At 39.1% G+C, this 25,240-nt stretch carries 31 protein-coding genes and 4 pseudogenes; 18 read left to right on the top strand and 17 right to left on the bottom strand.

The window, feature by feature from the left end; translation table 11 throughout:
- Positions 1-41: 41 nt before the first annotated feature.
- Positions 42-377, bottom strand: a complete 336-nt coding sequence (locus H0S70_RS06395) for a phage integrase N-terminal SAM-like domain-containing protein (protein WP_228453842.1) — start codon at positions 375-377, stop codon at positions 42-44.
- Positions 378-984: 607 nt separating this feature from the next.
- Between H0S70_RS06395 and H0S70_RS14235 the strand changes: the two genes are divergently transcribed.
- The 3 genes from H0S70_RS14235 to H0S70_RS06385 are packed head-to-tail and all read left to right on the top strand — an operon-like array spanning position 985 to position 2,908.
- Positions 985-1,812: an IS110 family transposase gene (locus H0S70_RS14235; protein WP_228453812.1), complete on the top strand. Its 828-nt coding sequence runs from the start codon at positions 985-987 to the stop codon at positions 1,810-1,812.
- Positions 1,813-1,823: 11 nt separating this feature from the next.
- Entirely contained in the window at positions 1,824-2,342 is a 519-nt protein-coding gene (locus H0S70_RS14230) for a transposase (protein WP_228453811.1), read from the top strand.
- 47 nt (positions 2,343-2,389) lie between these two features.
- On the top strand, positions 2,390-2,908 hold the full coding sequence (locus H0S70_RS06385) for a hypothetical protein (RefSeq protein WP_188322098.1): 519 nt from the start codon (positions 2,390-2,392) through the stop codon (positions 2,906-2,908).
- Positions 2,909-3,141: 233 nt separating this feature from the next.
- On the opposite strand, the gene H0S70_RS06380 is transcribed toward H0S70_RS06385, so the two are convergent.
- Positions 3,142-4,260 carry an IS91 family transposase gene (locus tag H0S70_RS06380; RefSeq protein WP_188320469.1) on the bottom strand — a complete coding sequence of 373 codons (1,119 nt, stop codon included), beginning with the start codon at positions 4,258-4,260 and terminating at the stop codon, positions 3,142-3,144.
- Positions 4,244-5,125, bottom strand: coding sequence for a tyrosine-type recombinase/integrase (locus tag H0S70_RS06375; protein WP_262891149.1), 882 nt, complete (start codon positions 5,123-5,125; stop codon positions 4,244-4,246). Before H0S70_RS06375 ends, H0S70_RS06380 begins: the two co-directional genes overlap by 17 nt.
- Here H0S70_RS06375 and H0S70_RS14225 point away from each other — a divergent pair.
- The 3 genes from H0S70_RS14225 (at position 5,063) to H0S70_RS14220 (ending at position 7,681) form a co-directional block, all read left to right on the top strand.
- Positions 5,063-5,215 carry a hypothetical protein gene (locus H0S70_RS14225; protein ID WP_228453699.1) on the top strand — a complete coding sequence of 51 codons (153 nt, stop codon included), beginning with the start codon at positions 5,063-5,065 and terminating at the stop codon, positions 5,213-5,215. The two genes, H0S70_RS06375 and H0S70_RS14225, sit on opposite strands and share 63 nt — an antisense overlap.
- Positions 5,216-5,664: 449 nt before the next feature.
- A complete protein-coding gene (locus H0S70_RS06370; protein ID WP_188322097.1) occupies positions 5,665-6,774 on the top strand; it encodes a TlpA family protein disulfide reductase in 1,110 nt (369 codons plus the stop codon).
- A 40-nt stretch (positions 6,775-6,814) separates the two neighbouring features.
- Positions 6,815-7,681: a carboxypeptidase-like regulatory domain-containing protein gene (locus H0S70_RS14220; RefSeq protein WP_228453810.1), complete on the top strand. Its 867-nt coding sequence runs from the start codon at positions 6,815-6,817 to the stop codon at positions 7,679-7,681.
- A gap of 111 nt (positions 7,682-7,792) precedes the next feature.
- Here H0S70_RS14220 and H0S70_RS14480 read toward each other — a convergent pair whose 3' ends face one another.
- Together H0S70_RS14480 and H0S70_RS14475 are read right to left on the bottom strand one after the other, a co-directional pair.
- Complete coding sequence (locus H0S70_RS14480; RefSeq protein WP_262891136.1) at positions 7,793-7,978, bottom strand: hypothetical protein; 186 nt, start codon at positions 7,976-7,978, stop codon at positions 7,793-7,795.
- Positions 7,979-8,035: 57 nt separating this feature from the next.
- A pseudogene (locus H0S70_RS14475) lies at positions 8,036-8,164 on the bottom strand (tyrosine-type recombinase/integrase); the annotation flags it as partial.
- Between H0S70_RS14475 and H0S70_RS14470 the strand changes: the two are divergent.
- Positions 8,123-8,254: a hypothetical protein gene (locus H0S70_RS14470; RefSeq protein WP_262891135.1), complete on the top strand. Its 132-nt coding sequence runs from the start codon at positions 8,123-8,125 to the stop codon at positions 8,252-8,254. The pseudogene H0S70_RS14475 and the gene H0S70_RS14470 sit on opposite strands and share 42 nt — an antisense overlap.
- A gap of 341 nt (positions 8,255-8,595) precedes the next feature.
- Here H0S70_RS14470 and H0S70_RS06350 read toward each other — a convergent pair whose 3' ends face one another.
- Entirely contained in the window at positions 8,596-9,714 is a 1,119-nt protein-coding gene (locus tag H0S70_RS06350) for an IS91 family transposase (protein ID WP_188320469.1), read from the bottom strand.
- Positions 9,698-10,579: a tyrosine-type recombinase/integrase gene (locus H0S70_RS06345; RefSeq protein WP_262891149.1), complete on the bottom strand. Its 882-nt coding sequence runs from the start codon at positions 10,577-10,579 to the stop codon at positions 9,698-9,700. Before H0S70_RS06345 ends, H0S70_RS06350 begins: the two co-directional genes overlap by 17 nt.
- Between H0S70_RS06345 and H0S70_RS14215 the strand changes: the two genes are divergently transcribed.
- From H0S70_RS14215 to H0S70_RS06335, 3 genes are all read left to right on the top strand, one after another.
- Positions 10,517-10,669 carry a hypothetical protein gene (locus H0S70_RS14215; protein ID WP_228453699.1) on the top strand — a complete coding sequence of 51 codons (153 nt, stop codon included), beginning with the start codon at positions 10,517-10,519 and terminating at the stop codon, positions 10,667-10,669. The genes H0S70_RS06345 and H0S70_RS14215 overlap by 63 nt on opposite strands.
- A gap of 379 nt (positions 10,670-11,048) precedes the next feature.
- Positions 11,049-11,348, top strand: coding sequence for a type II toxin-antitoxin system RelE/ParE family toxin (locus H0S70_RS06340; protein ID WP_116096285.1), 300 nt, complete (start codon positions 11,049-11,051; stop codon positions 11,346-11,348).
- A 3-nt stretch (positions 11,349-11,351) separates the two neighbouring features.
- Positions 11,352-11,636, top strand: a complete 285-nt coding sequence (locus tag H0S70_RS06335) for an addiction module antidote protein (RefSeq protein WP_116096287.1) — start codon at positions 11,352-11,354, stop codon at positions 11,634-11,636.
- Positions 11,637-11,884: 248 nt separating this feature from the next.
- On the opposite strand, the gene H0S70_RS06330 is transcribed toward H0S70_RS06335, so the two are convergent.
- From H0S70_RS06330 to H0S70_RS14465, 3 genes and pseudogenes are all read right to left on the bottom strand, one after another.
- Entirely contained in the window at positions 11,885-13,003 is a 1,119-nt protein-coding gene (locus tag H0S70_RS06330; RefSeq protein ID WP_188322096.1) for an IS91 family transposase, read from the bottom strand.
- The gene (locus H0S70_RS06325; protein ID WP_262891134.1) at positions 12,987-13,682 is read right to left on the bottom strand and encodes a tyrosine-type recombinase/integrase; all 696 of its coding nucleotides are present in this window, start codon (positions 13,680-13,682) and stop codon (positions 12,987-12,989) included. The genes H0S70_RS06330 and H0S70_RS06325 overlap by 17 nt, the downstream gene beginning before the upstream one ends.
- Positions 13,683-13,739: 57 nt before the next feature.
- Positions 13,740-13,868: pseudogene (locus tag H0S70_RS14465) on the bottom strand (tyrosine-type recombinase/integrase); the annotation flags it as partial.
- Here H0S70_RS14465 and H0S70_RS14460 point away from each other — a divergent pair.
- The gene (locus H0S70_RS14460; protein ID WP_262891125.1) at positions 13,827-13,958 is read left to right on the top strand and encodes a hypothetical protein; all 132 of its coding nucleotides are present in this window, start codon (positions 13,827-13,829) and stop codon (positions 13,956-13,958) included. The pseudogene H0S70_RS14465 and the gene H0S70_RS14460 overlap by 42 nt on opposite strands.
- 241 nt (positions 13,959-14,199) lie before the next feature.
- Here the strand turns inward: H0S70_RS14460 and H0S70_RS06320 are convergent, their stop codons facing one another.
- Positions 14,200-15,753, bottom strand: coding sequence for an IS1182 family transposase (locus H0S70_RS06320; protein WP_188322095.1), 1,554 nt, complete (start codon positions 15,751-15,753; stop codon positions 14,200-14,202).
- Positions 15,754-16,100: 347 nt separating this feature from the next.
- Between H0S70_RS06320 and H0S70_RS06315 the strand changes: the two genes are divergently transcribed.
- Positions 16,101-16,625: a DUF3997 domain-containing protein gene (locus H0S70_RS06315; protein ID WP_188322094.1), complete on the top strand. Its 525-nt coding sequence runs from the start codon at positions 16,101-16,103 to the stop codon at positions 16,623-16,625.
- A gap of 251 nt (positions 16,626-16,876) precedes the next feature.
- Here H0S70_RS06315 and H0S70_RS14715 read toward each other — a convergent pair.
- Positions 16,877-16,999, bottom strand: a pseudogene (locus tag H0S70_RS14715) (IS91 family transposase); the annotation flags it as partial.
- A 276-nt stretch (positions 17,000-17,275) separates the two neighbouring features.
- Positions 17,276-17,404, bottom strand: a pseudogene (locus tag H0S70_RS14455) (tyrosine-type recombinase/integrase); the annotation flags it as partial.
- On the opposite strand from H0S70_RS14455, the gene H0S70_RS14450 reads away from it, so the two are divergent.
- Entirely contained in the window at positions 17,363-17,494 is a 132-nt protein-coding gene (locus H0S70_RS14450) for a hypothetical protein (RefSeq protein ID WP_262891133.1), read from the top strand. The pseudogene H0S70_RS14455 and the gene H0S70_RS14450 sit on opposite strands and share 42 nt — an antisense overlap.
- A 341-nt stretch (positions 17,495-17,835) precedes the next feature.
- Here H0S70_RS14450 and H0S70_RS06305 read toward each other — a convergent pair whose 3' ends face one another.
- Positions 17,836-18,942: an IS91 family transposase gene (locus tag H0S70_RS06305; protein ID WP_188322093.1), complete on the bottom strand. Its 1,107-nt coding sequence runs from the start codon at positions 18,940-18,942 to the stop codon at positions 17,836-17,838.
- Positions 18,926-19,807, bottom strand: a complete 882-nt coding sequence (locus H0S70_RS06300; protein WP_394367315.1) for a tyrosine-type recombinase/integrase — start codon at positions 19,805-19,807, stop codon at positions 18,926-18,928. Before H0S70_RS06300 ends, H0S70_RS06305 begins: the two co-directional genes overlap by 17 nt.
- Between H0S70_RS06300 and H0S70_RS06295 the strand changes: the two genes are divergently transcribed.
- The 3 genes from H0S70_RS06295 (at position 19,745) to H0S70_RS06285 (ending at position 21,426) form a co-directional block, all read left to right on the top strand.
- Positions 19,745-19,897: a hypothetical protein gene (locus H0S70_RS06295; RefSeq protein ID WP_188322091.1), complete on the top strand. Its 153-nt coding sequence runs from the start codon at positions 19,745-19,747 to the stop codon at positions 19,895-19,897. The genes H0S70_RS06300 and H0S70_RS06295 overlap by 63 nt on opposite strands.
- Before the next feature lie 410 nt (positions 19,898-20,307).
- Positions 20,308-20,568: a hypothetical protein gene (locus H0S70_RS06290; protein ID WP_123247448.1), complete on the top strand. Its 261-nt coding sequence runs from the start codon at positions 20,308-20,310 to the stop codon at positions 20,566-20,568.
- A 63-nt stretch (positions 20,569-20,631) separates the two neighbouring features.
- Positions 20,632-21,426: a GLPGLI family protein gene (locus tag H0S70_RS06285; protein ID WP_088263487.1), complete on the top strand. Its 795-nt coding sequence runs from the start codon at positions 20,632-20,634 to the stop codon at positions 21,424-21,426.
- Between the two features lie 264 nt (positions 21,427-21,690).
- Here H0S70_RS06285 and H0S70_RS14200 read toward each other — a convergent pair whose 3' ends face one another.
- Positions 21,691-21,882, bottom strand: a complete 192-nt coding sequence (locus tag H0S70_RS14200) for a phage integrase N-terminal SAM-like domain-containing protein (protein ID WP_262891148.1) — start codon at positions 21,880-21,882, stop codon at positions 21,691-21,693.
- On the opposite strand from H0S70_RS14200, the gene H0S70_RS14195 reads away from it, so the two are divergent.
- Complete coding sequence (locus H0S70_RS14195; RefSeq protein WP_228453808.1) at positions 21,820-21,972, top strand: hypothetical protein; 153 nt, start codon at positions 21,820-21,822, stop codon at positions 21,970-21,972. The two genes, H0S70_RS14200 and H0S70_RS14195, sit on opposite strands and share 63 nt — an antisense overlap.
- A 139-nt stretch (positions 21,973-22,111) precedes the next feature.
- A complete protein-coding gene (locus H0S70_RS06275) occupies positions 22,112-22,879 on the top strand; it encodes a hypothetical protein (RefSeq protein WP_188322090.1) in 768 nt (255 codons plus the stop codon).
- Between the two features lie 1,115 nt (positions 22,880-23,994).
- Here H0S70_RS06275 and H0S70_RS06270 read toward each other — a convergent pair.
- A complete protein-coding gene (locus tag H0S70_RS06270; protein ID WP_188321076.1) occupies positions 23,995-25,176 on the bottom strand; it encodes an IS4 family transposase in 1,182 nt (393 codons plus the stop codon).
- Positions 25,177-25,240 lie beyond the last annotated feature (64 nt).

Raw genomic sequence — 25,240 nt, 5'->3', positions numbered from 1 at the left:
GGGGTTGTCATTTTTAGAATTTAGAGGTACAAAGCAATTTTTCAGAAGGACTGAAGCATTCGCCAGATTTCTTCACGGCTTAAAATAGTGGGAAGTTTTTTCACCTTTGGAATCGCGGGAAGATGGAGGTAGCTGTAAGGCAAGCCTTCGGTTTTAAGCAAAAACCGCAGGCCGTAAACGGTATGTTTAAAGTACGACTGAGAAGGGGTTTTTGATCGCTTTTGAAGTTCAAAAAGATAATCTTTGATGTCTTCCGGGTCTAATTCGGTAGGGACTTTACCGAAATGAAGCGCCAAGGCTGCAACGTGACGGGAATAATTTTCGAAGGTACGCCTGCTTCTGCCTAGAATTGAAATATTTCTTTCGAAGCGTTGCAGGAGTTCGGCAAAACCTTTAATTTCGCTCGAGGCACGATTCAGGAATTTGTTTGTCCTTAAATCCTCCGGAGATTTTTTTTTGTAGCCATTTTATATGTTTTTTTAGGGTTAATAAAAACAAAGTTAATAAAACGGCGAATGGGAAAAGCTACCGGAGGTTTAGTTCAACAAGATATTTCTACAAGCGGGTATGAAGTTTTCATCGAAGATTTTCGCGGTTAATTCAATTTTTAGCAAGTAGAAAGATTTCGTATTTTTAGCCCGCCTGCAGAAATATCCAACCGTTAGCAGCAATTCCCCTACTCGAAAACGAAGTTGTTTTTAGCCGCTAACGAGGAGGAGTCGGCGTGAAAAATTCAATATTCCAAATCCATTATTTCTTACCTTAGTACCTGCTCCTTGAAAAGACCGGTTTAAGCAATGGTGTTTAAAAAACCCGTCTGCAATTCAGGTAAGATTGCACAAAAGTCTTTGGTAGTAATACTTCAGACGGTGTTAGTTTTTAATGGTGAGTCCGCCAAAAGCAGATATCCCGATCAGAATAATTTCAAATTTAGCAAAGTGCAATCCTTGGAGTTTTTATTGGTTTAATTTAAAAAATTAAGACATGGAAATTAAGAAGCAGATTTCACTCGAAGTGGTACATCCCAATGCGTGTGGAATAGACATTGGCAGCCGCAGCCACTGGGCAGCTGTAGGGCAAAATGCGCAGGATGTAAAAGAATTTGGGGTGTACAGCCAAGATCAGCTCGAGATGTGTAACTGGCTACACTCAAAAGGTGTTACCTCCATTGCAATGGAATCCACCGGAACTTACTGGCAAAACCTGTTTTCCACTTTGGTGGGCCAGGGTTTTGAGGTGATTTTGGTGAATGGCAGACAAACCAAAAACATCAAAGGAAAAAAGACCGACATTAAAGATTGTCAGTGGATACAGAAACTGCATTCTCTCGGGCTTTTGAGTGCCAGTTTTTTGCCAGATTCGGACACGGATACTGTACGGACCTATTCCAGACACCGGCAGAATCTGCTGAAGCAATCCGCATCATGCGTCAGGAGAATTCAAAAATACCTTCGGTTGATGAATATGCGGTTAGAAGTCGTGGTAAGGGATGTAGTTGGCCTTACCGGATCATCGATTATTGAGGCTTTTTTAAATGGTGAGCATCAAGGTGAGGACTTGGCAAAACTCCGTCATTATAATTGCCGGAAATCAGAGGAAGAAATTGCAAAAGCCCTGCAATTTAACGGTCGTAAAGATTATCTTTTTGCTTTGCAACAGGAGTGGAACTCCTATAAACACCTTCAACAGCAAATCACAGAGACAGATTTACAAATTGATCAACTGCTGAAAGAACTCATCGATAAAGACGACCATAAGAAACAACATACCATTGAAAAAAAAAGCACAAGCGAAAAAACAAAAATGCGGTAAGCCAAACGGATATGAATTTAATTGCTTACCAATACTTCGAAGGTGTAGATCTGATGGCTATTGAAGGGGTAAGTGAGGGATTGATTATGACCCTTATTGCTGAAATCGGATTAGACGGTATTAGGAAATTCCCCACTGCTAAACAGTTCACGGCCTGGCTTAGGCTTGCGCCAAACAACAAGATAAGCGGAGGCAAGGTGCTGTCCAACCACATCCCGAAAGGAAGTTCAAGGCTCAAGATTGCCTTTCGAAACACTGCCAATGCCATCGGTAATCTCAAAGAAGGCTGGCTCGCAGACTTTTTCAAAAGGTTGAACTACAAGAAAGGAAGAGCAACTGCTGTCTCTGCACTGGCCCGCAAACTTGCCGTCATCATCTGGAACATGCTTGTGAAAGGGCAAAGCTACCAACCACCTTCACTATATCTGTTCCTCGACGAGAAAAGAAAAATTGCTGCAGCCAAAAGAATACAAAAACAAATCACTAAATTTGGACTGACTAATAAGGATATTGAATTCAAAACAACTTGATTATCAATAGTAAAGTTTAACGTTAGTCAGAATTTTAGAACATCATTATGTCATTAAAGGAAAAAGTTGGATATATTATTAAATGGATAGTAATTTTTATTGTAGCTATTTCAATGACAATCTACGGAATAGCAAAACCTATTCAATTTTCTGACTTCACAAACTCCACTAATTTAAATGTTTCAGAAGGACATAAAATTATGTGGACTTTTTACTCATATTCTCTAACCTACCCTTTAATTATTGGGTTTTTTGAAGTATTGGGAGGTGTATCACTATTAATCAACAAAAGTCGTATTTTCGGTTGCTTATTATTGACTATAATACTTTCAAACATAATTATCCAAGATTTCATTTATGGAATTGTAGCTCTAAAATCCGCTATCATTTACCAAATATTAGTATTGATCATATTTTTATTTGATATAGAAAAATTAAAAAAAATATTTTCAATGTTATTTAGCCCAACAAGACATTCAAAAAATATTATGCTATTAATTGTTGCTTTTGTTATTGCTCTTGTTATAAAATATTTTGAAACAAGAATTTTAGAAAACTGCAGCTAATAACTAAGCTTTCGTTTTGTCTGCAAGACAAGAAATGAAAGCCCGTTGAACGGAAGCTCCGGTAGCTTTTCAGCGGTATTTTGGCAGTCTATGGAGTTTTCGATTTTAGAATTTAGGATCACAAAGCAGTTTTTTCGTAAGGACTGCTTTTTTTGTGGCGTTTGGTAGCCTTTATTGGTGGATTTCAGCGGTTTTTCCTCGCTTCAGAACATAGGTTCCCTTACCCGCAAAGGTTATTTTGCAGACAGCGTTTGGGTAACGAAAAGAAAATCCTGCGGCGGCCCCCGCTGCCCGAAAACAGCAATTGTAACCAGGTTTCCCTCCTTGCAGCACCGGCATTTATTGAGCAAAGTCTTGGGTTTTGCTTCCGGAACCCGGATGTTTAAATCAGACTGTAAATTCTGCAGTTTCCCGCGTTTCCAGCTGCTACTCAGGATTCCATAATGCCTGATCCGCACAAATCTTTTTGGCAGAATGTGCAGGGAGAACCTTCGCGCAAACTCTTCGTTGCTGAGGGTCATCTCCTTTTTTTCGCCACCTTTCCGGTAATCTTTGTAGCCAAAACGAACTTCTTTATCGGTAACTTCTTTGATGCGGTGATTGCTGATGGCGACTTTGTGGGTGTATCTGCCTAAATATTCAATCACCTGTTTCGGGCCACCAAAAGGTCTTTTGGCATAGACGACCCAGTTCTTGGTAAAGAGTTTATCCATTAAATTGGAATCTTTTACTCCCGAAGTTCTCAATAAAGCCACAAACTTTGCCCGAAATACTTTGCTCATCGCTTTTACCGGAAAAAGGTATTTATCGGTTCGTACTTTCTTTTTCCACTTTCCGTGATGATCAATTCCGCCGCCAGGAACAATGCAGTGCAGGTGCGGATGCAAGCTCAGGTTCTGTCCCCACGTGTGAAGTATCGCAATCATTCCGAGCTGCATTCCTTCCGTTTTGCCAAACTGGTTTAATGTTGCCCAAGCTGCTTCAAACAATGTTTTGTAAATGAGTGTGGGATTTGCAATTGCCAAACCGTTCAGCTCTTCGGGAAGCGTGAAAACGAGATGATAATAGCTGCACGGGAGTAAATCCGCTTCGCGCTTCTGAATCCATTCTTCTTTTTTATGACCTTGACATTGCGGACAATGCCGATTACGACACGAGTTGTAACTGATGGAAAGATTTCCGCAGCCATCACACGCATCAATATGACCGCCCAAAGCAGAAGTTCTACAATACGATAAAGCGCGAAGCGTTTTTTCCTGATGAGGCGTAAAATTCTGGGCCGATAGATTGAGTTTACGAAGAACATCTGCAACGCTTCCGTTTTGATGCTTTGCCTTACTTCGGGATTCCATTTTTGCGGTACAAAGCAAATACGGTATCCAAAGGACTGTGAGGCTTCTGATCCGAAAGCTGGCAGACATGAAGGTATTCCATCGTCGATTCAATTCTTTCATGCCCCAGAAGTTTCTGAACCATGATGATCGGAACGCCGTCTTCCAGCAGATGCGTGGCGTAGCTGTGGCGCAAAGTATGGGTGTGCACCTCTTTGGTGATGCCTGCTTTTTTTGAGATGGTCTTGATCACCCACTGAACGCCGCGCTGGCTGTAGCGGGAGTCGAAATCAGGTTTCTGTAAAGCGTTTTGATGCGTTTTTAAATCAATCTCCTCAATATTCCTGTTATGGTTCCCATTGAATAAATACTGATCCGGATTTTCAATACTGATGAAGGTTTTCAAGCCTCTGATTAAATGTTCCGACAGGGGAACATAGCGGTCTTTGCCGCCTTTTCCCTGCACGATATGCAGCATCTTCCGGTCGAAATCCAAATGCTGAAGCTTGATATTTCTTACTTCCATACAGCGCAGTCCGCAACCGTAGATCAGGCCGATGAGAAGTTTGTGTTTCAGGAGTTCAGCACTTTGAAGCATGCGCCAGATTTCTTCGCGGCTCAGGATTACGGGCAGTTTCTTGACTTTTGGAATCGCGGGAAGATGGAGGTAGCTGTAAGGCAAACCTTCGGTTTTCAGCAAAAACCGCAGTCCGTAAACGGTATGTTTAAAGTACGACTGAGAAGGGGTTTTTGATCGCTTTTGAAGTTCAAAAAGGTAATCTTTGATGTCTTCCGGGTCTAATTCGGTAGGGACTTTACCGAAATGAAGCGCCAAGGCTGCAACGTGACGGGAATAATTTTCGAAGGTACGCTTGCTTCTGCCCAGGATGGAAATATTTCTTTCGAAGCGTTGCAGAAGTTCGGCAAAACCATTAACTTCGCTCGAGGCACGGTTCAGGAATTTGTTGGTCCTTAAATCCTCCGGAGATTTTTTTTTGTAGCCATTTCATGAGTTTTTAAAAGGTTAATAAAAACAAAGTTACTAAAACGGCGAATGGGAAAAGCTACCGGAGGTTTAGTTCAAAATTGTATTGTTAAAATGCGAGTTTAAAATCATAATAGAAAATTTTGTCAAAATTATTCACAATTGCTTTTTCGTTTCACAAAAAAGTGTAATTTAGTTCCACGAAAAAAAGAATGCTTCTTTTGGTCGAAATTGAACTTTCAGTTAAATTTAGCCCGCATTTCGCAAATATTTTTTTCGTTAGCTGCAATTCCCCTACTCGAAAACGGAGTTGTTTTTAGCCGCTAACGAAGAAATTTTCACTATTTTGGATAATCAAATGGTCAAAAATTAAAATCTATAACTATTTGATTATCACTGAATTAATTTAACGTTAGTCAGAATTCCCAAAAACTACGCAAATGAAACACATTATAAAAATATCATTTTTAATAATTTCTAACTTTCTTTTATCTCAAAACAATTTTAAAATCAATCTAAATGCCCCCGAATTCAAAAAAGATTCTTTGTTTATTGGTGCACCAATGAGTTCAGGAAACACCTATAAAATTTATAAGTTTGAAGTATCAACGAACGATAAAACCAAATTTGACCAAGATTTTAATTCCGTAATTACTAAAATACAATCTAAAAATATTATTGAGGGGGAAATTTTATATCCACAACCTCTTTCAATATCCTATTACGACCCAAAAATCAATGGCGGATTTGAGACGAAACCTTTCTTTCTTGAAAATGGAAACTTTAATATAGAAGTGAATAAAACCAATAATTTAAGTCTAATTCTAAATTCTGATAGTCCTGCAAATAAAGAATATAAAATATTAAAAGAAAAACTAAAAATTTTTGATGAAAAATTAAAACCATTTCAAGATAATGATTCAAAAGATATTGACGCTAAACAACAATTCCTTCAGAATTATATCAGAAAAAATCCAAATTCATTTGTTGCATTTTGGGAAATTGTAAACGATTTTTCAAGATTAGGATTTAACAAATCTTACATTAATAATTTATCTCTTTTTTCAAATAATATCAAAAAAACATTTAGCTATATTGAGTTTAAAAAAATAATCGATATTGAAAATTCTACAAATGTTGGCGGAAATTTTCCGGATATCAATTTTGAAAACAACGAAAAAATTACAAAATCCGAATTCTCTAAAAATGATTTAACTTTAATTGACTATTGGTCAACAACTTGTAAACCTTGCATTCAAGACTTACCTAAACTTGTTAATCTTTACGAAATTTACAAAGATAAAAATGTCAATTTCATAAGTGTTACAGATGAAAACCAAAATGATAGAATTGATTTAGCAAATAGTATTTTGGAAAAGAATAAGGTAACTTGGAAAAACTATTTTGATTTAAAAAAAGAGTTTCCTAAAAAATTAAATGCTGCAGGTTATCCTTTACAAATTTTGGTTGACAGAAACGGAAAAATTGTAGCAAGAAAAATGGGAGAATTGGACCAAATAAATGATGTAATAAAAAAATATGTTGAATAATTCTGATCGTCTACAACCTATAAAATCTTTAACAAAACTTATGAAAAAGTTAATTTTGTTACTAATTATCTTCACTATAAATCATAGCTTTTCACAAATTATTAATGGAACTATAATATCAAGTGAAGACAACTCTCCAATTCAATATGCTAAAATTGGATTTGATAATATTGAAAAAGGAACATTCAGTGATGAAAAGGGAAATTTTTCGATTGACTTGTCAAATATTGATAGTAATTCAATTTTAAAAATTGAGATTGCAGGTTTTGAAACATACAAAATTAGTGTAATGAATTTGAAACAAACAAATTCTTCAAAAATTATATTAAATCCAAAAATAACAGAAATTCAAGAAGTTTCAATTCTAAACAAAAAATATATTGAAAAAAACTTAGGATTTACCTCTAAATCTAAAAAAATACATTTAGATTATCTTCCAAGAAACTCACCAACTGCCTTGAAAAAGTATTCGAAAGAAGAATTGGATAAGCCACAAGTTGAAATTGCTGTTCCAATCCAAGCTAAGTCGAAATCTAAAATTATAAAAATCAATATAAATTTCGCAAAATTTAATATTAGCACACCAATACCTGCAAGATTTATAATTTATTCAGAATTAGACGGAAAACCTGACAAAATTATAAATTCAGAGGATATTATTTTTCTTGTAAATAATGAAAATATAAAAGAAAATGTTTTGAGTCTAAACATTTCCGATAAAAATATTTGGTTTAAAGATAAAATATTTGTTAGTTTTCAACCTCTTGATAGAAATTTTTCTGGAAATTTTTGGTTAAGTGCAGGACTTTTAGGAAATACATTTATAAGAAGTTACGTAGAAAACTGGAAAAAACTTCCTGGAGGTATAGTTCCCGCAATTAATATTGATGTAAAATCTGAAAAATAAAAAACTGCAGCTAATAACTAAGCTTTAGCTTCGCTCTGTTCACTTCGTTCGGGTCGTCTTGTCCGCAGGACAGAAGATGAAAGCCCGTTGAACGGAAACTCCGGTGGCTTTTCAGCAGTATGATGGTCCTCTTATGGGGATGTCGTTTTTAGAATTTAGATACACAAAGCAGTTTTTTCGGAGGGACTGAAGCATGCGCCAGATTTCTTCACGGCTTAAAATAGTGGGAAGTTTTTTGACTTTTGGAATCGCGGGAAGATGGAGGTAGCTGTAAGGCAAGCCTTCGGTTTTCAGCAAAAACCGCAGTCCGTAAACGGTATGTTTAAAGTACGACTGGGAAGGGGTTTTTGATCGCTTTTGAAGTTCAAAAAGGTAATCTTTGATGTCTTCCGTGTCTAATTCGGTAGGGACTTTACCGAAATGAAGCGTTAAGGATGCAACGTGCCTGGAATAATTGTCGAAGGTACGTTTGCTTCTGCCCAGGATGGAAATATTTCTTTCGAAGCGTTGCAGAAGTTCGGCAAAACCATTAACTTCGCTCGAGGCACGGTTCAGGAATTTGTTCGTCCTTAAATCCTCCGGAGATTTTTTTTTGTAGCCATTTGATGAGTTTTTAAAAGGTTAATAAAAACAAAGTTACTAAAACGGCGAATGGAAAAAGCTACCGGAGGTTTAGTTCAATAACTAAGCTTTCGTTTTGTCTGCAAGACAAGAAATGAAAGCCCGTTGAACGGAAGCTCCGGTAGCTTTTCAGCGGTATTTTGGCAGTCTATGGAGTTTTCGATTTTAGAATTTAGGATCACAAAGCAGTTTTTTCGTAAGGACTGCTTTTTTTGTGGCGTTTGGTAGCCTTTATTGGTGGATTTCAGCGGTTTTTCCTCGCTTCAGAACATAGGTTCCCTTACCCGCAAAGGTTATTTTGCAGACAGCGTTTGGGTAACGAAAAGAAAATCCTGCGGCGGCCCCCGCTGCCCGAAAACAGCAATTGTAACCAGGTTTCCCTCCTTGCAGCACCGGCATTTATTGAGCAAAGTCTTGGGTTTTGCTTCCGGAACCCGGATGTTTAAATCAGACTGTAAATTCTGCAGTTTCCCGCGTTTCCAGCTGCTACTCAGGATTCCATAATGCCTGATCCGCACAAATCTTTTTGGCAGAATGTGCAGGGAGAACCTTCGCGCAAACTCTTCGTTGCTGAGGGTCATCTCCTTTTTTTCGCCACCTTTCCGGTAATCTTTGTAGCCAAAACGAACTTCTTTATCGGTAACTTCTTTGATGCGGTGATTGCTGATGGCGACTTTGTGGGTGTATCTGCCTAAATATTCAATCACCTGTTTCGGGCCACCAAAAGGTCTTTTGGCATAGACGACCCAGTTCTTGGTAAAGAGTTTATCCATTAAATTGGAATCTTTTACTCCCGAAGTTCTCAATAAAGCCACAAACTTTGCCCGAAATACTTTGCTCATCGCTTTTACCGGAAAAAGGTATTTATCGGTTCGTACTTTCTTTTTCCACTTTCCGTGATGATCAATTCCGCCGCCAGGAACAATGCAGTGCAGGTGCGGATGCAAGCTCAGGTTCTGTCCCCACGTGTGAAGTATCGCAATCATTCCGAGCTGCATTCCTTCCGTTTTGCCAAACTGGTTTAATGTTGCCCAAGCTGCTTCAAACAATGTTTTGTAAATGAGTGTGGGATTTGCAATTGCCAAACCGTTCAGCTCTTCGGGAAGCGTGAAAACGAGATGATAATAGCTGCACGGGAGTAAATCCGCTTCGCGCTTCTGAATCCATTCTTCTTTTTTATGACCTTGACATTGCGGACAATGCCGATTACGACACGAGTTGTAACTGATGGAAAGATTTCCGCAGCCATCACACGCATCAATATGACCGCCCAAAGCAGAAGTTCTACAATACGATAAAGCGCGAAGCGTTTTTTCCTGATGAGGCGTAAAATTCTGGGCCGATAGATTGAGTTTACGAAGAACATCTGCAACGCTTCCGTTTTGATGCTTTGCCTTACTTCGGGATTCCATTTTTGCGGTACAAAGCAAATACGGTATCCAAAGGACTGTGAGGCTTCTGATCCGAAAGCTGGCAGACATGAAGGTATTCCATCGTCGATTCAATTCTTTCATGCCCCAGAAGTTTCTGAACCATGATGATCGGAACGCCGTCTTCCAGCAGATGCGTGGCGTAGCTGTGGCGCAAAGTATGGGTGTGCACCTCTTTGGTGATGCCTGCTTTTTTTGAGATGGTCTTGATCACCCACTGAACGCCGCGCTGGCTGTAGCGGGAGTCGAAATCAGGTTTCTGTAAAGCGTTTTGATGCGTTTTTAAATCAATCTCCTCAATATTCCTGTTATGGTTCCCATTGAATAAATACTGATCCGGATTTTCAATACTGATGAAGGTTTTCAAGCCTCTGATTAAATGTTCCGACAGGGGAACATAGCGGTCTTTGCCGCCTTTTCCCTGCACGATATGCAGCATCTTCCGGTCGAAATCCAAATGCTGAAGCTTGATATTTCTTACTTCCATACAGCGCAGTCCGCAACCGTAGATCAGGCCGATGAGAAGTTTGTGTTTCAGGAGTTCAGCACTTTGAAGCATGCGCCAGATTTCTTCGCGGCTCAGGATTACGGGCAGTTTCTTGACTTTTGGAATCGCGGGAAGATGGAGGTAGCTGTAAGGCAAACCTTCGGTTTTCAGCAAAAACCGCAGTCCGTAAACGGTATGTTTAAAGTACGACTGAGAAGGGGTTTTTGATCGCTTTTGAAGTTCAAAAAGGTAATCTTTGATGTCTTCCGGGTCTAATTCGGTAGGGACTTTACCGAAATGAAGCGCCAAGGCTGCAACGTGACGGGAATAATTTTCGAAGGTACGCTTGCTTCTGCCCAGGATGGAAATATTTCTTTCGAAGCGTTGCAGAAGTTCGGCAAAACCATTAACTTCGCTCGAGGCACGGTTCAGGAATTTGTTGGTCCTTAAATCCTCCGGAGATTTTTTTTTGTAGCCATTTCATGAGTTTTTAAAAGGTTAATAAAAACAAAGTTACTAAAACGGCGAATGGGAAAAGCTACCGGAGGTTTAGTTCAACATTGTATTGGCAAAATGCGGGTTAAAGTCTAAATTAAAAGTTTGTGCATTTTAATCCGCAAAACCATTTTTGTTTTGCTCTTTTTTGTAATTTAGCAAAAGTAAAAAATGGTTTTGCTACGTTTGTGCAAAGTTGAAAGTTCTTTCTTTCTATTCCGCTCCTTCGCAAAGCCGTTTTCCGTTGTACGACATTTTAGAAAGATTCCGCTTTAAAACAAAAATTTTGCATTGATTTAACTTTTTACTATATTTGTATCCAAATGAATACAAAATGTACTTTATTGAGAAAACAAGTGAGTTTGACAAGTGGTTGCGAAAATTAAAAGATATCCGAGCAAAGGCTAAAATCTTGTTCCGAATCCAGAAATTACAAAACGAAGAACATTTTGGAGATTGCAAACCTGTTGGAAATGGAATCAGCGAATTACGAATAAATTTTGCAAAGGGCTACAGGATCTATTTCAAAGAGACAGATGGAAAAATTATTATCTTGTTAATTGGTGGTGACAAATCAAGCCAACAAAAAGATATAGAAAAAGCGAAAGAAATTTGGGAAAAAATAAAAGAATAAAGAATGGATATTTCAAAATTTGACATTGCAGATTATTTGGACAGCAACGAAATGATTGCTGAATATCTTAATGTTGTCCTTGAAGAAGGCGATGATTCTGAAATTGTTGTAGCAATTGGTAATATTGCAAAAGCAATCGGAATGACAAAAATTGCAGAAGAAACAGGAATGAGCAGACCGAGTTTGTACAAAGCACTATCTGAAGGTGCAAAACCACAGTTTTCAACAATTATGAAAGTTTTGAAAGCAGTTGGAGGACAAATAAGAGTTAATCCTATAAATGCATAAAAAAAACGTCGTACAATAACTAAGCTTTCGTTTTGTCTGCAAGACAAGAAATGAAAGCCTGTTGAACGGAACCTCCGGTGGCTTTTCCTCCCCACTTGGTAATCTTATGGAGTTATCGTTTCTAGAATTTAGGATATTAGAGCAGTTTTTTAGAAGGACTGCTTTTTTTGTGGCGTTGGGTAGCCTTTGGAAGTGGTTTCTGCGGGGTTTTACTGGCTGTAGAGCACAGATTCCCTTACCCGCAAAGGTTATTTCGCAGACAAAGGTTGGGTGACGAAAAGAAAGTCCTGCGGCGGCCCCCGCTGCCCGAAAATAGCAATGGTCACAAGGTTTCCTTCCTTGCAGCACCGGCATTTCCGGAACAAAGTTTTGGGAACAAAAGCCCTTCTTTCGACTTTCAACTCTGCCTGTAAATTCTGCAGTTTCCCGCGTTTCCAGCTGCTACTCAGGATTCCATAATGCCTGATCCGCACAAACCTTCTGGGCAGAATATGAAGACTGAAGCGCCTGATAAACTCCACATGGGATAGGGTCATCTCCTTTTTTTCGCTGCCCTTTCGGTAATCCCTGTAGGCAAAACGAACTTCTTTATCGGTAACTTCTTTGATGCGGTGGTTGCTGATGGCGATTTTGTGAGTGTATCTCCCCAAGTACTCGATGACCTGTTTCGGGCCGCCAAAAGGCCGCTTGGCATACACTACCCAGTTTTTGGAGAAAAGTTTGTCCATTAAATCCCGGTCTGTAATTCCACAAGTTCTTAAGGATGCCACAAACTTGGCGCGGAATACTTTGCTCATCGCTTTTACAGAGAAGAGATATTTATCGGTTCGTACTTTCTTTTTCCACTTTCCGTGATGATCAATTCCGCCGCCAGGAACAATGCAGTGCAGGTGCGGATGCAAGCTCAGGTTCTGTCCCCACGTGTGAAGTATCGCAATCATTCCGAGCTGTATTCCTTCGGTGTTACCGAATTGGTTTAAAGTTGCCCAGGCGGCTTCAAACAATGTTTTGTAAATGAGTGTGGGATTTGCAATTGCCAAACCGTTCAGCTCTTCGGGAAGCGTGAAAACGAGATGATAATAGCTGCACGGGAGTAAATCCGCTTCGCGCTTCCGGATCCATTCTTCCTTTTTGTGTCCCTGGCACTGGGGACAGTGACGGTTTCTGCAGGAGTTGTAACTGATGCTCATATTTCCGCATTCGTCGCACGCATCGATATGACCACCCAAAGCTGAAGTCCGGCAGTAAGATAAAGCCCGAAGTGTTTTTTCCTGATGAACCGTAAAATTCCGGGCCGATAGATTGATTTTACGAAGAACATCTGCAACGCTTCCGTTTTGATGCTTTGCCTTACTTCGGGATTCCATTTTTGCGGCATAAAGCGAAAACGGTATCCAAAGGACTGTGAGGCTTCTGATCCGAAAGCTGGCAGACATGAAGGTATTCCATCGTCGATTCAATTCTTTCATGACCCAGAAGTTTCTGAACCATGATGATCGGAACGCCGTCTTCCAGCAGATGCGTGGCGTAGCTGTGGCGCAAAGTATGGGTGTGAACCTCTTTGGTGATGCCGGCTTTTTTTGAGATGGTCTTGATCACCCACTGAACGCCGCGCTGGCTGTAGCGGGAGTCAAAATCAGGTTTTTGTAAAGCGTTTTGATGCGTTTTTAAATCAATTTCTTCAATATTTCTGTTTTGATTTCCGTTGAATAAATACTGATCCGGATTTTCAATACTGATGAAGGTTTTCAAGCCTCTGATTAAATGTTCCGACAGGGGAACATAACGGTCTTTGCTTCCTTTACCTTGAACAACATGCAGCATTTGTCGGCCAAAATCCAGGTGCTGAAGTTTGATATTCCGCACTTCCATGCAGCGCAGTCCGCAACCGTAGATCAGGCCGATGAGCAGTTTGTGTTTCAGGAGTTCAGTACTTTGAAGCATGCGCCAGATTTCTTCACGGCTTAAAATAGTGGGAAGTTTTTTGACTTTTGGAATGGCGGGAAGGTGGAGGTAGCTGTAAGGCAAACCTTCGGTTTTCAGCAAAAACCGCAGTCCGTAAACGGTGTGTTTAAAGTACGACTGAGAAGGGGTTTTTGATCGCTTTTGAAGTTCAAAAAGGTAATCTTTGATGTCTTCCGGGTCTAATTCGGTAGGGATTTTACCGAAATGAAGCGCTAAGGCTGCAACGTGCCTGGAATAATTGTCGAAGGTACGCTTGCTTCTGCCCAGGATGGAAATATTTCTTTCAAAGCGTTGCAGGAGTTCGGCAAAACCGTTAACTTCGCTCGAAGCACGATTGAGAAATTTGTTCGTCCTTAAATCCTCCGGAGATTTTTTTTTGTAGCCATTTTATACGTTTTTTAAGGGTAAATAAAAACAAAGTTACTAAAACGGCGAATGGGAAAAGCTACCGGAGGTTTAGTTCAACATAGGTAACCGTTGCACAACTCCACATTTTCAGTAATTTCCAAAGTAAAAGCATAAAAAACGGCCTCCTTTAAAGCGATTTAAGGGAGGTTTCTATTTTTGTCGGGCAAAGGAGCTGAGGTTTTCGGGTGGCTTAAATTGAAGTGATCAGCGAACTGTGGAACCGGTTTAGAAAAAGCCGGAGTATCCCTTCCGGAAGGTGCATAATCTGGGCATTGCTTTTTGGTTTCCGGGAGATAAACTTCAGGTACTTCTTCAGGTTGTAAGCCAAAGCGGCCATTAAAACATGCTTGTTGGCGTTTTTCATGCCCCGCGTGTTGACCCTCTTCATGCTGTGGTAGTTGATTAGCGTGCCCAGCACCGGCTCCACCGTGGAGCTGCGGCGTTTGGTGAGGAAGCGTGTGTAGTTTTTGTCCCTGTTCAGCTTCTCGTGCATCGCATCGTAGAGCGGCTTGTGGATACTGTCCTCTATCTTCTTGAACTTAGTTACCCTGCCGCAGCACTGGGCACGCAGCGGACAGTCCTTACAGTCACGCTCGCTGCTGCGGTAGCTCTTCTTTTGGTAGCCCTTGCTGTCGGTGAGGATTCTCTTGAACTGTAAGACAGCTCCGTTGCCGCCTTTTTGAGTGCAGCGGTAATGATCCTCCTCCTGCGTTTCTCCTTTTACAAATTCAAATCCCTCCCGTTCCGCTTTGTACTGCCCGAAGTTCGGGATAAACGCATTGATGCCGTTCTTTTCGCAATACGCCAGGCTCTCGCCACTGCTGTAGCCGGCATCCAGCAATGCTTCCTCCGTCCTTATGCCGTGCTGTTCCAGGTTTTCCAGCATGCGGTCCATAATCTCGTGCATGATTGCACTGTCCTTGCTGCCGGCCGTGCTCGCGCAGGCTCCCGTGATAACATGATGTTTGTCGTCCACCGCTATCTGTCCGGCATAGTTGAGCTGCCTCGCTTTGCCCGGTTTTACCGAGATTTTGGCATCCGGATCCGTGGGAGAATAATGGGTATGATTGGAGAGGAACTTGGGACGCAGCGGGTTGCCGTCCTCGTCCCTCCTGTCCTCGTTTTTGCTGGCTCCGGGCATGTCTTTGTATTCTTTTTCCTTCCAGGCGTGGTGCTGTTCTACAAGTTTCTTTCGGGCCGAAGTTACCTTGTACTCGCTGTTCTCCTCCAGTTCCTCCACAAACGCTGAAGCGTCTTCCAAAACTTCCTTTTCAACCAGGCTGTCCATGCTTGCATTGGCCTTAATGAAGGCTGAATCCACCGCCTGGCGCTTCCCGCGCACCATGCCTTTCTCTATGCAGAGGCTCAGGATTTTTTGGAACAGTTTCATAAAGAGTTCCTCCCCGAAAAGCGCCCGCGTCCTGGATATGGTGGAATGCCACGGAAGCTCCTCATCCAGGTCGTAGCCCAGGAAAAGGCGGATGGAGAGGCTGTCTGAACAGAACCGCAGCAAGGCGCGGTCGCTGTTTAAATTGTTCAGGTAGCCCACTAACAGTATCTTGAAAAAGACCACAGGATCGATGCTGTCCTGCCCGCAACGGCCGTAATAATGAGAGGTTGACTTGTAGAGGAAGCTAAAGGGTACTTCCTGACTGATTTTACGGTAGAAATAATCCTGGGGAACGAGCCCCTCCAGGCTGAGTTCGTAGAAGATTTTCGGTTCAAATGTTTTTCTGCCTTGCATACGCTAATTTACGGAGAATAAACGATATATACAATTGATTTTCAATATTTTAAACCCGTTTATAACCACATTTTCTATTTCTGAAATCTTTTTACCGTATCTTTGAAAAGAGGTTGTGCAACAGGCACATAGTATTTGCAAAAGGCGGGGTTGAAACTTTAATAGAAAGACCCGTTGCATTCAGCCGCGCCTGCTTTTCCACTTCACATTTTTTTAGTAATTTAGTTCCGTGGAAAAAGCTTCGCTCCGTTCGGTCGAAATTGAACTTTCAGTTAAATTTAGCCCGCCCTTCGCAAATACTTTTTCCGTTATGTGCAATGCTGTAAAAAGCGTCCTAAAAAGAAAATATGAGATTTTTCACTTTGTTTTTAGTAGTGTTTTTTTTGAATTCGTGTGGAAACGAAAAACTTGAAAAAAATTATGAATTGGATTATGATCCAAATAATGAGATTAACTTAGTAACGCAAACTGAAAATGGCTATCAAAAAGTTGAAATTCCTGGACATATTCTATTTTATGGACATAATAAAGATTTTATAATTACTAATCAAAAACCAAGCGATAGCATTTATAAATCAGAGGAAGACCTTGTCTTCAAAGCAATGGAATCAAAAATTTTCAATACTAAATTTTCTACATTTTGGATAATTACTCTGAATAATGACAGTATTTACGGACCCTTAAATAAAATGGAATACTTTGCCTTAAGAAAAAGTTTAAAAATTCCTGAAAATCTCAGACTTGATAACTCAACACAAAGGTTTTATCAAACTGGTCAAAGAGAGGATATTGAATATTATAAGCCAGACTTTTCTGTGATTGATGTTAGAAATTTAAAAGGAAATATGGAAAAACATACATTAAAAAAATAAAAAGCACTGCACATAATAACTAAGCTTTCGTTTTGTCTGCAAGACAAGAAATGAAAGCCCGTTGAACGGAAGCTCCGGTGGCTTTTCAGCAGTATGATGGTCCTCTTATGGGGATGTCGTTTTTAGAATTTAGAGGTGCAAAGCAGTTTTTTCAGAAGGACTGCTTTTTTTTGTGGCGTTGGGTAGCCTTTGGAAGTGGTTTCTGCGGGGTTTTACCGGCTGTAGGGCACAGCTTCCCTTACCCGCAAAGGTTATTTTGCAGAGAAAGGTTGGGTGACGAAATGAAAGTCCTGCGGCGGACCGCGCTGCCCGAAAACAGCAATGGTAACCAGGTTTCCCTCCTTGCAGCACCGACATTTATTGAGCAGCATCTTCCGGTCGAAATCCAAATGCTGAAGCTTGATATTTCTTACTTTCATACAGCGCAGTCCGCAACCGTAGATCAGGCCGATGAGCAGTTTGTGTTTCAGGAGTTCGGCGGTTTGAAGCATTCACCAGATTTCTTCACGGCTTAAAATAGTGGGAAGTTTTTTCACTTTTGGAATCGCGGGAAGATGGAGGTAGCTGTAAGGCAAGCCTTCGGTTTTCAGCAAAAACCGCAGTCCGTAAACGGTATGTTTAAAGTACGACTGAGAAGGGGTTTTTGATCGCTTTTGAAGTTCAAAAAGGTAATCTTTGATGTCTTCCGGGTCTAATTCGGTAGGGACTTTACCGAAGTGAAGCGCTAAGGCTGCAACGTGACGGGAATAATTGTCGAAGGTACACTTGCTTCTGCCCAGGATGGAGATATTTCTTTCGAAACGTTGCAGAAGTTCGGCAAAACCGTTAACTTCGCTCGAGGCACGATTCAGGAATTTGTTCGTCCTTAAATCCTCCGGAGATTTTTTTTTGTAGCCATTTCATGAGTTTTTAAAAGGTTAATAAAAACAAAGTTACTAAAACGGCGAATGGGAAAGACTACCGGAGGTTTAGTTCAATAACTAAGCTTTCGTTTTGTCTGCAAGACAAGAAATGAAAGCCCGTTGAACGGAAGCTCCGGTAGCTTTTCAGCAGTATGATGGTCCTCTTATGGGGATGTCGGTTTTAGAATTTAGATACACAAAGCAGTTTTTTCAGAAGGACTGCTTTTTTTGTGACCTTTTGTGGTCTTTGTGGGTGTTTTCTGCTGTTTTTCTTCGCTGCAGAACACAGATTCCCTTACCCGCAAAGGTTATTTTGCAGACAGCGTTTGGGTAACGAAAAGAAAATCCTGCGGCGGCCCCCGCTGCCCGAAAACAGCAATGGTCACAAGGTTTCCTTCTTTGCAACAGCGGCATTTTTTAAGCAAAGTCTGGGGAAGGAAAACGATTCTTTCGACTTTCAACTCTGCCTGTAAATTCTGCAGTTTCCCACGTTTCCAGCTGCTGCTTAAAATACCGTAATGGCGGATCCTTACAAATCTTTTCGGCAGAATATGAAGACTGAAGCGCCTGATAAACTCCACATGGGATAGGGTCATCTCCTTTTTTTCGCCACCCTTTCGGTAATCTTTGTAGCTAAAATGCACTTCTTTATCGGTAACTTCTTTGATACGGTGATTGCTGATGGCGACTTTGTGGGTATATCTTCCCAGATATTCGATCACCTGTTTCGGGCCGCCAAAAGGTCTTTTGGCATAGACGACCCAGTTTTTGGCGAAGAGCCTGTCCATTAAATCCCGGTCTGTAATTCCACAAGTTCTTAAGGATGCCACAAACTTGGCGCGGAATACTTTGCTCATCGCTTTTACAGAGAAGAGATATTTATCGGTTCGTACTTTCTTTTTCCACTTTCCGTGATGATCAATTCCGCCGCCAGGAACAATGCAGTGCAGGTGCGGATGCAAGCTCAGGTTCTGTCCCCAGGTGTGCAAAACCGCAATCATTCCCAGCTGTATTCCTTCGGTGTTACCGAATTGGTTTAAAGTTGCCCAGGCGGCTTCAAATAAGGTTTTGTAAACAAGGGTGGGATTGGCAATGGACAAACCGTTCAGCTCTTCGGGAAGCGTAAAAACGAGATGATAATAGCTGCACGGCAAGAGGTCCTGTTCGCGCTTTTGGATCCATTCTTCCTTTTTGTGTCCCTGACACTGCGGGCAATGCCGGTTACGGCAGGAGTTGTAACTGATGGAAAGATTTCCGCAACCATCACACGTATCAATATGACCACCCAAGGCAGAAGTCCGGCAGTTGGACAATGCCCGCAATGTCTTTTCCTGATGAACGCTGAAGTTTTGGGATGATAAATTGATTTTGCGAAGAACTTCTGCTACACTCGCACCTTTACTTCGGGCCTGCATTCCTGCTGCATAAAGTAAATACCGTATCCAAAGGACTGTGCGGTTTTTGGTCCGAGAGCTGGCACACATGAAGATATTCCATGGTACTTTCAATACGCTCATGACCCAGAAGTTTCTGAACCATGATGATCGGAACGCCGTCTTCCAGCAGATGCGTGGCGTAGCTGTGGCGCAAAGTATGGGTGTGAACCTCTTTGGTGATGCCTGCTTTTTTAGAAATGGTTTTTATTACCCACTGAACGCCGCGCTGGCTGTAGCGGGAGTCAAAATCAGGTTTCTGTAAAGCGTTTTGATGTGTTTTTAAATCAATTTCTTCAATATTTCTGTTTTGATTTCCGTTGAATAAATACTGATCCGGATTTTCAATACTGATGAAGGTTTTCAAGCCTCTGATTAAATGTTCCGACAAAGGTACATAACGGTCTTTGCTTCCTTTACCCTGAACGATATGCAGCATTTGTCGGTCAAAATCCAGGTGCTGAAGTTTGATATTCCGCACTTCCATGCAGCGCAGTCCGCACCCGTAGATGAGGCCGATGAGCAGTTTGTGTTTCAGGAGTTCAGCACTTTGAAGCATTCGCCAGATTTCTTCCCGACTCAGGATTACGGGCAGTTTCTTGACTTTTGGAATCGCGGGAAGATGCAGAAAACTATAAGGCAGGCCTTCCGTTTTCAATAAAAAGCGAAGTCCGTAAACGGTGTGTTTAAAGTAAGTTTGGGAAGGAGTTTTGGAGCGTTGCTGCAGTTCAAAAAGATAATCTTTGACCTGTTCGGGATCCAACTCGGTAGGCAGGGTTTTAAAATGCAGTGCCAGGGCTGCCACATGCCGGGAATAATTGTCGAACGTTCTGGGGCTCCTGCCCAAAATGGAAATATTCCTTTTAAAGCGTTGCAGAAGTTCGGCAAAACCATTAACTTCGCTCGAGGCACGGTTCAGGAATTTGTTGGTCCTTAAATCCTCCGGAGATTTTTTTTTGTAGCCATTTCATGAGTTTTTAAAAGGTTAATAAAAACAAAGTTACTAAAACGGCGAATTGGAAAAGCTACCGGAGGTTTAGTTCAACATAGTATTTGCAAAAGGCGGGGAGAAGTGCGAAATTGAAAAGCACAAAAATAGTCCGCTCATGCTTTTCAATTCTGCAATTTTTTGTAAGTTAGCAGTATTGAAAAAGCATTCGCTATGTTTGGTCGAAATTGAACTTTCAGTTCCATTTAGCCCGCACTTCGCCAATACTTTTTCCGTTATCGGCAATGATATAAAAATTACGAAATCTGATGCAAAATTGAAAAAAAAATAAAAATAAATTTTGTTCTTTAAAAGATTTTTTATTAATTTATCAACTCAATATAAAACTTTTAATTTATATGAAAAAATTACTTTTAACAGTCGCTTTAGGAGGCATAACTTTAGTAAGTGCTTCAACGGGAAAAGTTGTTAAGAAAGTTACAACTACTGCACCAAAAAAAATTGAAACAAAAATTATTAAGAAAAAAACAGCAAGTGCTGATTGGAGTTGTGTTAGAGTTTCTTATGATTGTGGCACTACAGGTTGGGCTTGTGGTGGATCTACATTGGAAATAATTATGAATGCTTGGGACGCATATGATATTGCTTGTCCAAACTAAAGAAACGACCTAAAAAGTGGGCATTACTAACAAGTAATGCTCTTTTTATTTTAATTATATACTATGAAAAATTATATATTATTGACTTTTTTTTTATTAGTCTCCATGAGTGCATATAGCCAGATTCAAATTGATAAAAATTATCAATTAGGTTATAGATTAGAATATTTGTCTGATTCTACGGACATCAACAGTAGAAAAAAAGAGGATTTTACATTATTGGTTGAAGGAGGTAAATCTTATTTTACAAGTGATATTTTTTTAAAGAGGGATTCTATAGTAAACAGTATGAAAATTAATAAAAATTTAGAATTAAATTTTTCAAAAGTTCCAAACACTCGTTTTAAGTATGTAATTGTAAAAGAAGATAATACAATTAATTATTATGAAAGTCTTTTAAAATATAAATTTAATTACACTGAGCTATCTAATTTCAATTGGAAATTATTAAGTGAAAAAAGTAAAATTGGTGATTTTAATTGTCAAAAAGCAATTACTAATTATGGCGGAAGAACTTGGATTGCTTGGTATACAACAGAAATTCCAATTTATGATGGACCATATAAATTTAATAATCTTCCAGGATTGATTGTAAAAGTTTCTGATACAAAAAACAACTACTCGTTTGATTTAATTAGCATTAAGAAGGGTATTTTATTTGAAAATACAATACTAAAAGATAGCTATTTTACTCAACATAAAAAAATTAGTAAAGAAGAATATTTTAAAGCAGTAAATAATATCAATGAAAATATTATTAATGAAATGTCAATGTCAGGATTTACTGTTGCACCTGAAAGTGTAGATAGAGTTAAAACGAATATGAAAAAAAGGAATAATCCGATAGAATTTAAATAAAAAACCACTGCCGATAATAACTAAGCTTTCGTCTTGTCCGCAGGACAGAAGATGAAAGCCCGTTGAACGGAAGCTCCGGTAGCTTTTCAGCAGTATGATGGTCCTCTTATGGAGTTGTCGTTTTTAGAATTTAGAGGTACAAAGCAGTTTTTCAGAAGGACTGAAGCATTCGCCAGATTTCTTCACGGCTTAAAATAGTGGGAAGTTTTTTCACTTTTGGAATCGCGGGAAGATGGAGGTAGCTGTAAGGCAAGCCTTCGGTTTTCAGCAAAAACCGCAGTCCGTAACGGTATGTTTAAAGTACGACTGAGAAGGGGTTTTTGATCGCTTTTGAAGTTCAAAAAGGTAATCTTTGATGTCTTCCGGGTCTAATTCGGTAGGGACTTTACCGAAATGAAGCGCCAAGGCTGCAACGTGACGGGAATAATTGTCGAAGGTACGCTTGCTTCTGCCCAGGATGGAAATATTTCTTTCGAAACGTTGCAGAAGTTCGGCAAAACCGTTAACTTCGCTCGAGGCACGATTCAGGAATTTGCTGGTCCTTAAATCCTCCGGAGATTTTTTTTTGTAGCCATTTCATGAGTTTTTAAAAGTTTAATAAAAACAAAGTAACTAAAACGGCGAATGGGAAAAGCTACCGGAGGTTTAGTTCAACATCTTTTATCTGCAATTATATTAATACCGTATGAGTAAAGAATCTCTTGAAATTCAAAAATTAAAGTTGGAAATAAAAAAACTAAATCTTCCTTTTTGGAAAAATTTAGAATTTTGGAAAGTTGCATTTCCAACCATTGCAGTAATCGCTTCTTTGTATTTTACCTTTGGAAAAGGATTAATTGATTCTGAAAAAGCAAAATTAGAAATACAGAAAGAGCAATTAAAACTTGATATTACCCGTTTTGAGATGAAAAAGGACGAATTATCAAAAACCATTGTCGTAAAAGACAGTGTGAAAAATAGATTGCAGATTCAAATTGAAAACTACGAAAAGTACAAAAAGTCATTACTTGATAAAATAGAAATCTTAAATAATAGTCTAGGAAATTCTAGAAATGAAATTAATAACTTAAATAATAAAAATTTAAGAGACAAAAAATTCTATGAAAATAAACTTTTCACGGAATATCAAAATGAAAAACAAAGATTAGTTGAATTAGACAAACTTGAAGAAGAAAATTATAACAAAAATTTGAAAATTGCAGAAATAAATGCAGAAGTAAAATATCTAAATTCAAAAATAAAATTGACTGAAGAAGAAAAATTAAATCTGTCTATATTAAAAAATGAAGCATCCGTCCAACAGTATAATAAACATATGAATAGTTATAAAGAAAGAATAAAAAAACTAGATGCTGAATATCAAAAGGAACTTGAAAGAATTGACAAAATGAGTTCTGACGAATTATTTAAGGAGTTTCAACTGCAAATTCTAAAATATAATGCAGAAAAATAACTACAGCCAATAATAACTAAGCTTTAGCTTCGCTCTGTTCACTTCGTTCGGGTCGTTTTGTCTGCAGGACAGAAGATGAAAGCCCGTTGAACGGAAGCTCCGGTGGCTTTTCAGTAGTATGATGGTCCTCTTATGGGGATGTCGTTTTTAGAATTTAGATACACAAAGCAGTTTTTTCAGAAAGACTACTTTTTTTACACCCGTTAACTTCGCTCGAGGCACGATTAAGGAATTTGTTTGTTCTTAAATCCTCAGTAGATTTTTTTTGTAGCCATTTCATGAGTTTTTAAAAGGTTAATAAAAACAAAGTTACTAAAACGGCGAATGGGAAAAGCTACCGGAGGTTTAGTTCAACATAGTATTTGCAAGATGCGGGGGATAAGTCTAATTTTAACTATTTTAGATATTTATCCGCAAATTGGCTCTTCATCTTGATTTTTTTTATTAATTTAACAATCTGAAAAAGCCATTTGCTACGTTTCTGAATTCTTGAACTTTTAGTTCTTCGAATTCCCGCACTTCGCAAAGCCTTTTTCCGTTGTACGATATTTTAGAAAAACACACGTTATCAGAATATCATTTTTGAAACACAAATGAAGATAGAAAATACAGATAAGTAGAGATTTATAAAAATGAAAAGAGAAGAAACGCTTTGACAACAAAGATGCTGTATCTAAAATATTTACACCCAAATAAATTATTAATTTAAATATTTTAAACAATGAAAAAAGTATTTTAATTGCTGGAATTTTAACAGCTGGTATTACAAGTGCAAATACAATTTCAATAAACAGTGAAAAATCAACTACTTCGATAAACGAAGAAGAGGCTAATTCGTTAGAAATTGAAAAAGTATCAAAATTGAGTGTTGAATGTATCAATATTTATCATACAACAAGTTGTGGTGTAGCAGCGGTAACTTGTCAAAGTGGTTGGTCTGGTCCAAGAATGATGGAATGGGCATATGCACTTGAAGAAAATTACTGCCAAGATTAATCTTTAAATTTATACTTTGCACTTATAAATGATTATTTTATAAGTGCAATTCAATACTGTCCTAAATAAAAAAACAGATATATTTTATGCACATATAGATAGGCTTTAAGCGGAATTTTCTATAGATTTTCAAAAAGAACCCCTTGATAATATGTTTTTTGAGATTCAGGTGGTTGGTCAAAAGGTTTGTCGAGCCAATACTGGAGATTAATTTTCACAAAAATATTCAGTCGGATAAATGCTACTAGATTTGATAATTGCCAAGGATATTTTGCGATTGATTTTAGGTATTTTAGGATAAGAATGGTAATTAGAGCCGTCCAAATTTGTATTTTAACTGCATTTTCAGATGTTCCGATAAATGTTTTGATATGAAGCAATTGCTTGATGTCTCTGAAAAAAATCTCAATCTGCCACCTTTGTTTGTACAGTTCTGCAATGGTGGAAGCTGCCCAAGTGAAATTATTGGTGATAATTTCGATAGTTTGCTTGTTTTCATCGTCCCAAACCGCCACTCTTCTTAATTTTTTAGGGTATTTTTCTTTTGAAATAGGGTTTGAAAGGATTATGTCTTCGTCTTTCAAAATGTTTTGCGCTCCTTTTGGTGGAAGTTCTCGTTCCTGTAAAGTTTCAAATTTTAGGTTTTCCTTATGCCTGATTACAAAAAAAACACCTTTGCTGTCCCAAATAGAAAGCATCGGAAAATCGTTGTAAAAACGGTCGGCTACAATCACCGCACCTTTCTCTAAGGGAATGTTTTCAGCCCCTTTATTATCCGCAACGCTTCCTTTGGTAATATTCACATAAACCGGAAGTTTCCCATCGTATTCAAGCAAGGTATGCATCTTTACAGCTCCTTTCTTAGTGCGATACGTTGCCCAATCAAATAAAGAAAGACACAGGGAAATAAGAGTGGAATCTAATAGATAAACGGGAACTTTTATTTTCAGCTTTACTCGTTTTTGTTTGGTGTGCTGTCCTAAATGTTCTAATAATATGAAATACAAATCTTTGAACAAGTCTGCATCTCTTTTCCCATTTTGGTAACTGATGGAAGATTTGGAAGGTGCAGTTTTTATTCCTAAATGATTGAGGTTGCCCGTTGCGCTACGAAGTCCATTGGAAATATCCCGTACCGAGGTGCTTTTCGCAAAATGACAGAAAAGCATAGAAACTAAATGGGTCCAACTATCGAATCCTTTATTTCGGTAATCGGTCTTTCTTTCTTTGACTATTTTTTTGAAAATTACTCGGTCTATTTTTGAAATAATCTGAGAAAATAATGTTAATTTTGAGTCCATAAGAAGGTTTTTTTGTTGTGCAACCTCAAAGGTACTTTGAGTTACTCTAATTCCTTCTTATTTT

Source organism: Chryseobacterium manosquense, assembly GCF_014623485.1.
Classification (GTDB): Bacteria; Bacteroidota; Bacteroidia; order Flavobacteriales; family Weeksellaceae; genus Kaistella; species Kaistella haifensis.
Note: the sequence above shows the minus strand (reverse complement) of the source record. Positions and strands in the feature narration are given on the sequence as shown.

Excerpts from the sequence above, each read along its gene's own strand:
- H0S70_RS14235 (WP_228453812.1), top strand. The coding sequence starts at position 985 with ATGGAAATTAAGAAGCAGATTTCACTCGAAGTGGTACATCCCAATGCG.
- H0S70_RS14230 (WP_228453811.1), top strand. The coding sequence starts at position 1,824 with ATGAATTTAATTGCTTACCAATACTTCGAAGGTGTAGATCTGATGGCT.
- H0S70_RS06385 (WP_188322098.1), top strand. The coding sequence starts at position 2,390 with ATGTCATTAAAGGAAAAAGTTGGATATATTATTAAATGGATAGTAATT.
- H0S70_RS06380 (WP_188320469.1), bottom strand. The coding sequence starts at position 4,260 with ATGGAATCCCGAAGTAAGGCAAAGCATCAAAACGGAAGCGTTGCAGAT.
- H0S70_RS14225 (WP_228453699.1), top strand. The coding sequence starts at position 5,063 with ATGAAGCGCCAAGGCTGCAACGTGACGGGAATAATTTTCGAAGGTACG.
- H0S70_RS06370 (WP_188322097.1), top strand. The coding sequence starts at position 5,665 with ATGAAACACATTATAAAAATATCATTTTTAATAATTTCTAACTTTCTT.
- H0S70_RS14220 (WP_228453810.1), top strand. The coding sequence starts at position 6,815 with ATGAAAAAGTTAATTTTGTTACTAATTATCTTCACTATAAATCATAGC.
- H0S70_RS06350 (WP_188320469.1), bottom strand. The coding sequence starts at position 9,714 with ATGGAATCCCGAAGTAAGGCAAAGCATCAAAACGGAAGCGTTGCAGAT.
- H0S70_RS14215 (WP_228453699.1), top strand. The coding sequence starts at position 10,517 with ATGAAGCGCCAAGGCTGCAACGTGACGGGAATAATTTTCGAAGGTACG.
- H0S70_RS06340 (WP_116096285.1), top strand. The coding sequence starts at position 11,049 with ATGTACTTTATTGAGAAAACAAGTGAGTTTGACAAGTGGTTGCGAAAA.
- H0S70_RS06335 (WP_116096287.1), top strand. The coding sequence starts at position 11,352 with ATGGATATTTCAAAATTTGACATTGCAGATTATTTGGACAGCAACGAA.
- H0S70_RS06330 (WP_188322096.1), bottom strand. The coding sequence starts at position 13,003 with ATGGAATCCCGAAGTAAGGCAAAGCATCAAAACGGAAGCGTTGCAGAT.
- H0S70_RS06320 (WP_188322095.1), bottom strand. The coding sequence starts at position 15,753 with ATGCAAGGCAGAAAAACATTTGAACCGAAAATCTTCTACGAACTCAGC.
- H0S70_RS06315 (WP_188322094.1), top strand. The coding sequence starts at position 16,101 with ATGAGATTTTTCACTTTGTTTTTAGTAGTGTTTTTTTTGAATTCGTGT.
- H0S70_RS06305 (WP_188322093.1), bottom strand. The coding sequence starts at position 18,942 with ATGCAGGCCCGAAGTAAAGGTGCGAGTGTAGCAGAAGTTCTTCGCAAA.
- H0S70_RS06295 (WP_188322091.1), top strand. The coding sequence starts at position 19,745 with ATGCAGTGCCAGGGCTGCCACATGCCGGGAATAATTGTCGAACGTTCT.
- H0S70_RS06290 (WP_123247448.1), top strand. The coding sequence starts at position 20,308 with ATGAAAAAATTACTTTTAACAGTCGCTTTAGGAGGCATAACTTTAGTA.
- H0S70_RS06285 (WP_088263487.1), top strand. The coding sequence starts at position 20,632 with ATGAAAAATTATATATTATTGACTTTTTTTTTATTAGTCTCCATGAGT.
- H0S70_RS14195 (WP_228453808.1), top strand. The coding sequence starts at position 21,820 with ATGAAGCGCCAAGGCTGCAACGTGACGGGAATAATTGTCGAAGGTACG.
- H0S70_RS06275 (WP_188322090.1), top strand. The coding sequence starts at position 22,112 with ATGAGTAAAGAATCTCTTGAAATTCAAAAATTAAAGTTGGAAATAAAA.
- H0S70_RS06270 (WP_188321076.1), bottom strand. The coding sequence starts at position 25,176 with ATGGACTCAAAATTAACATTATTTTCTCAGATTATTTCAAAAATAGAC.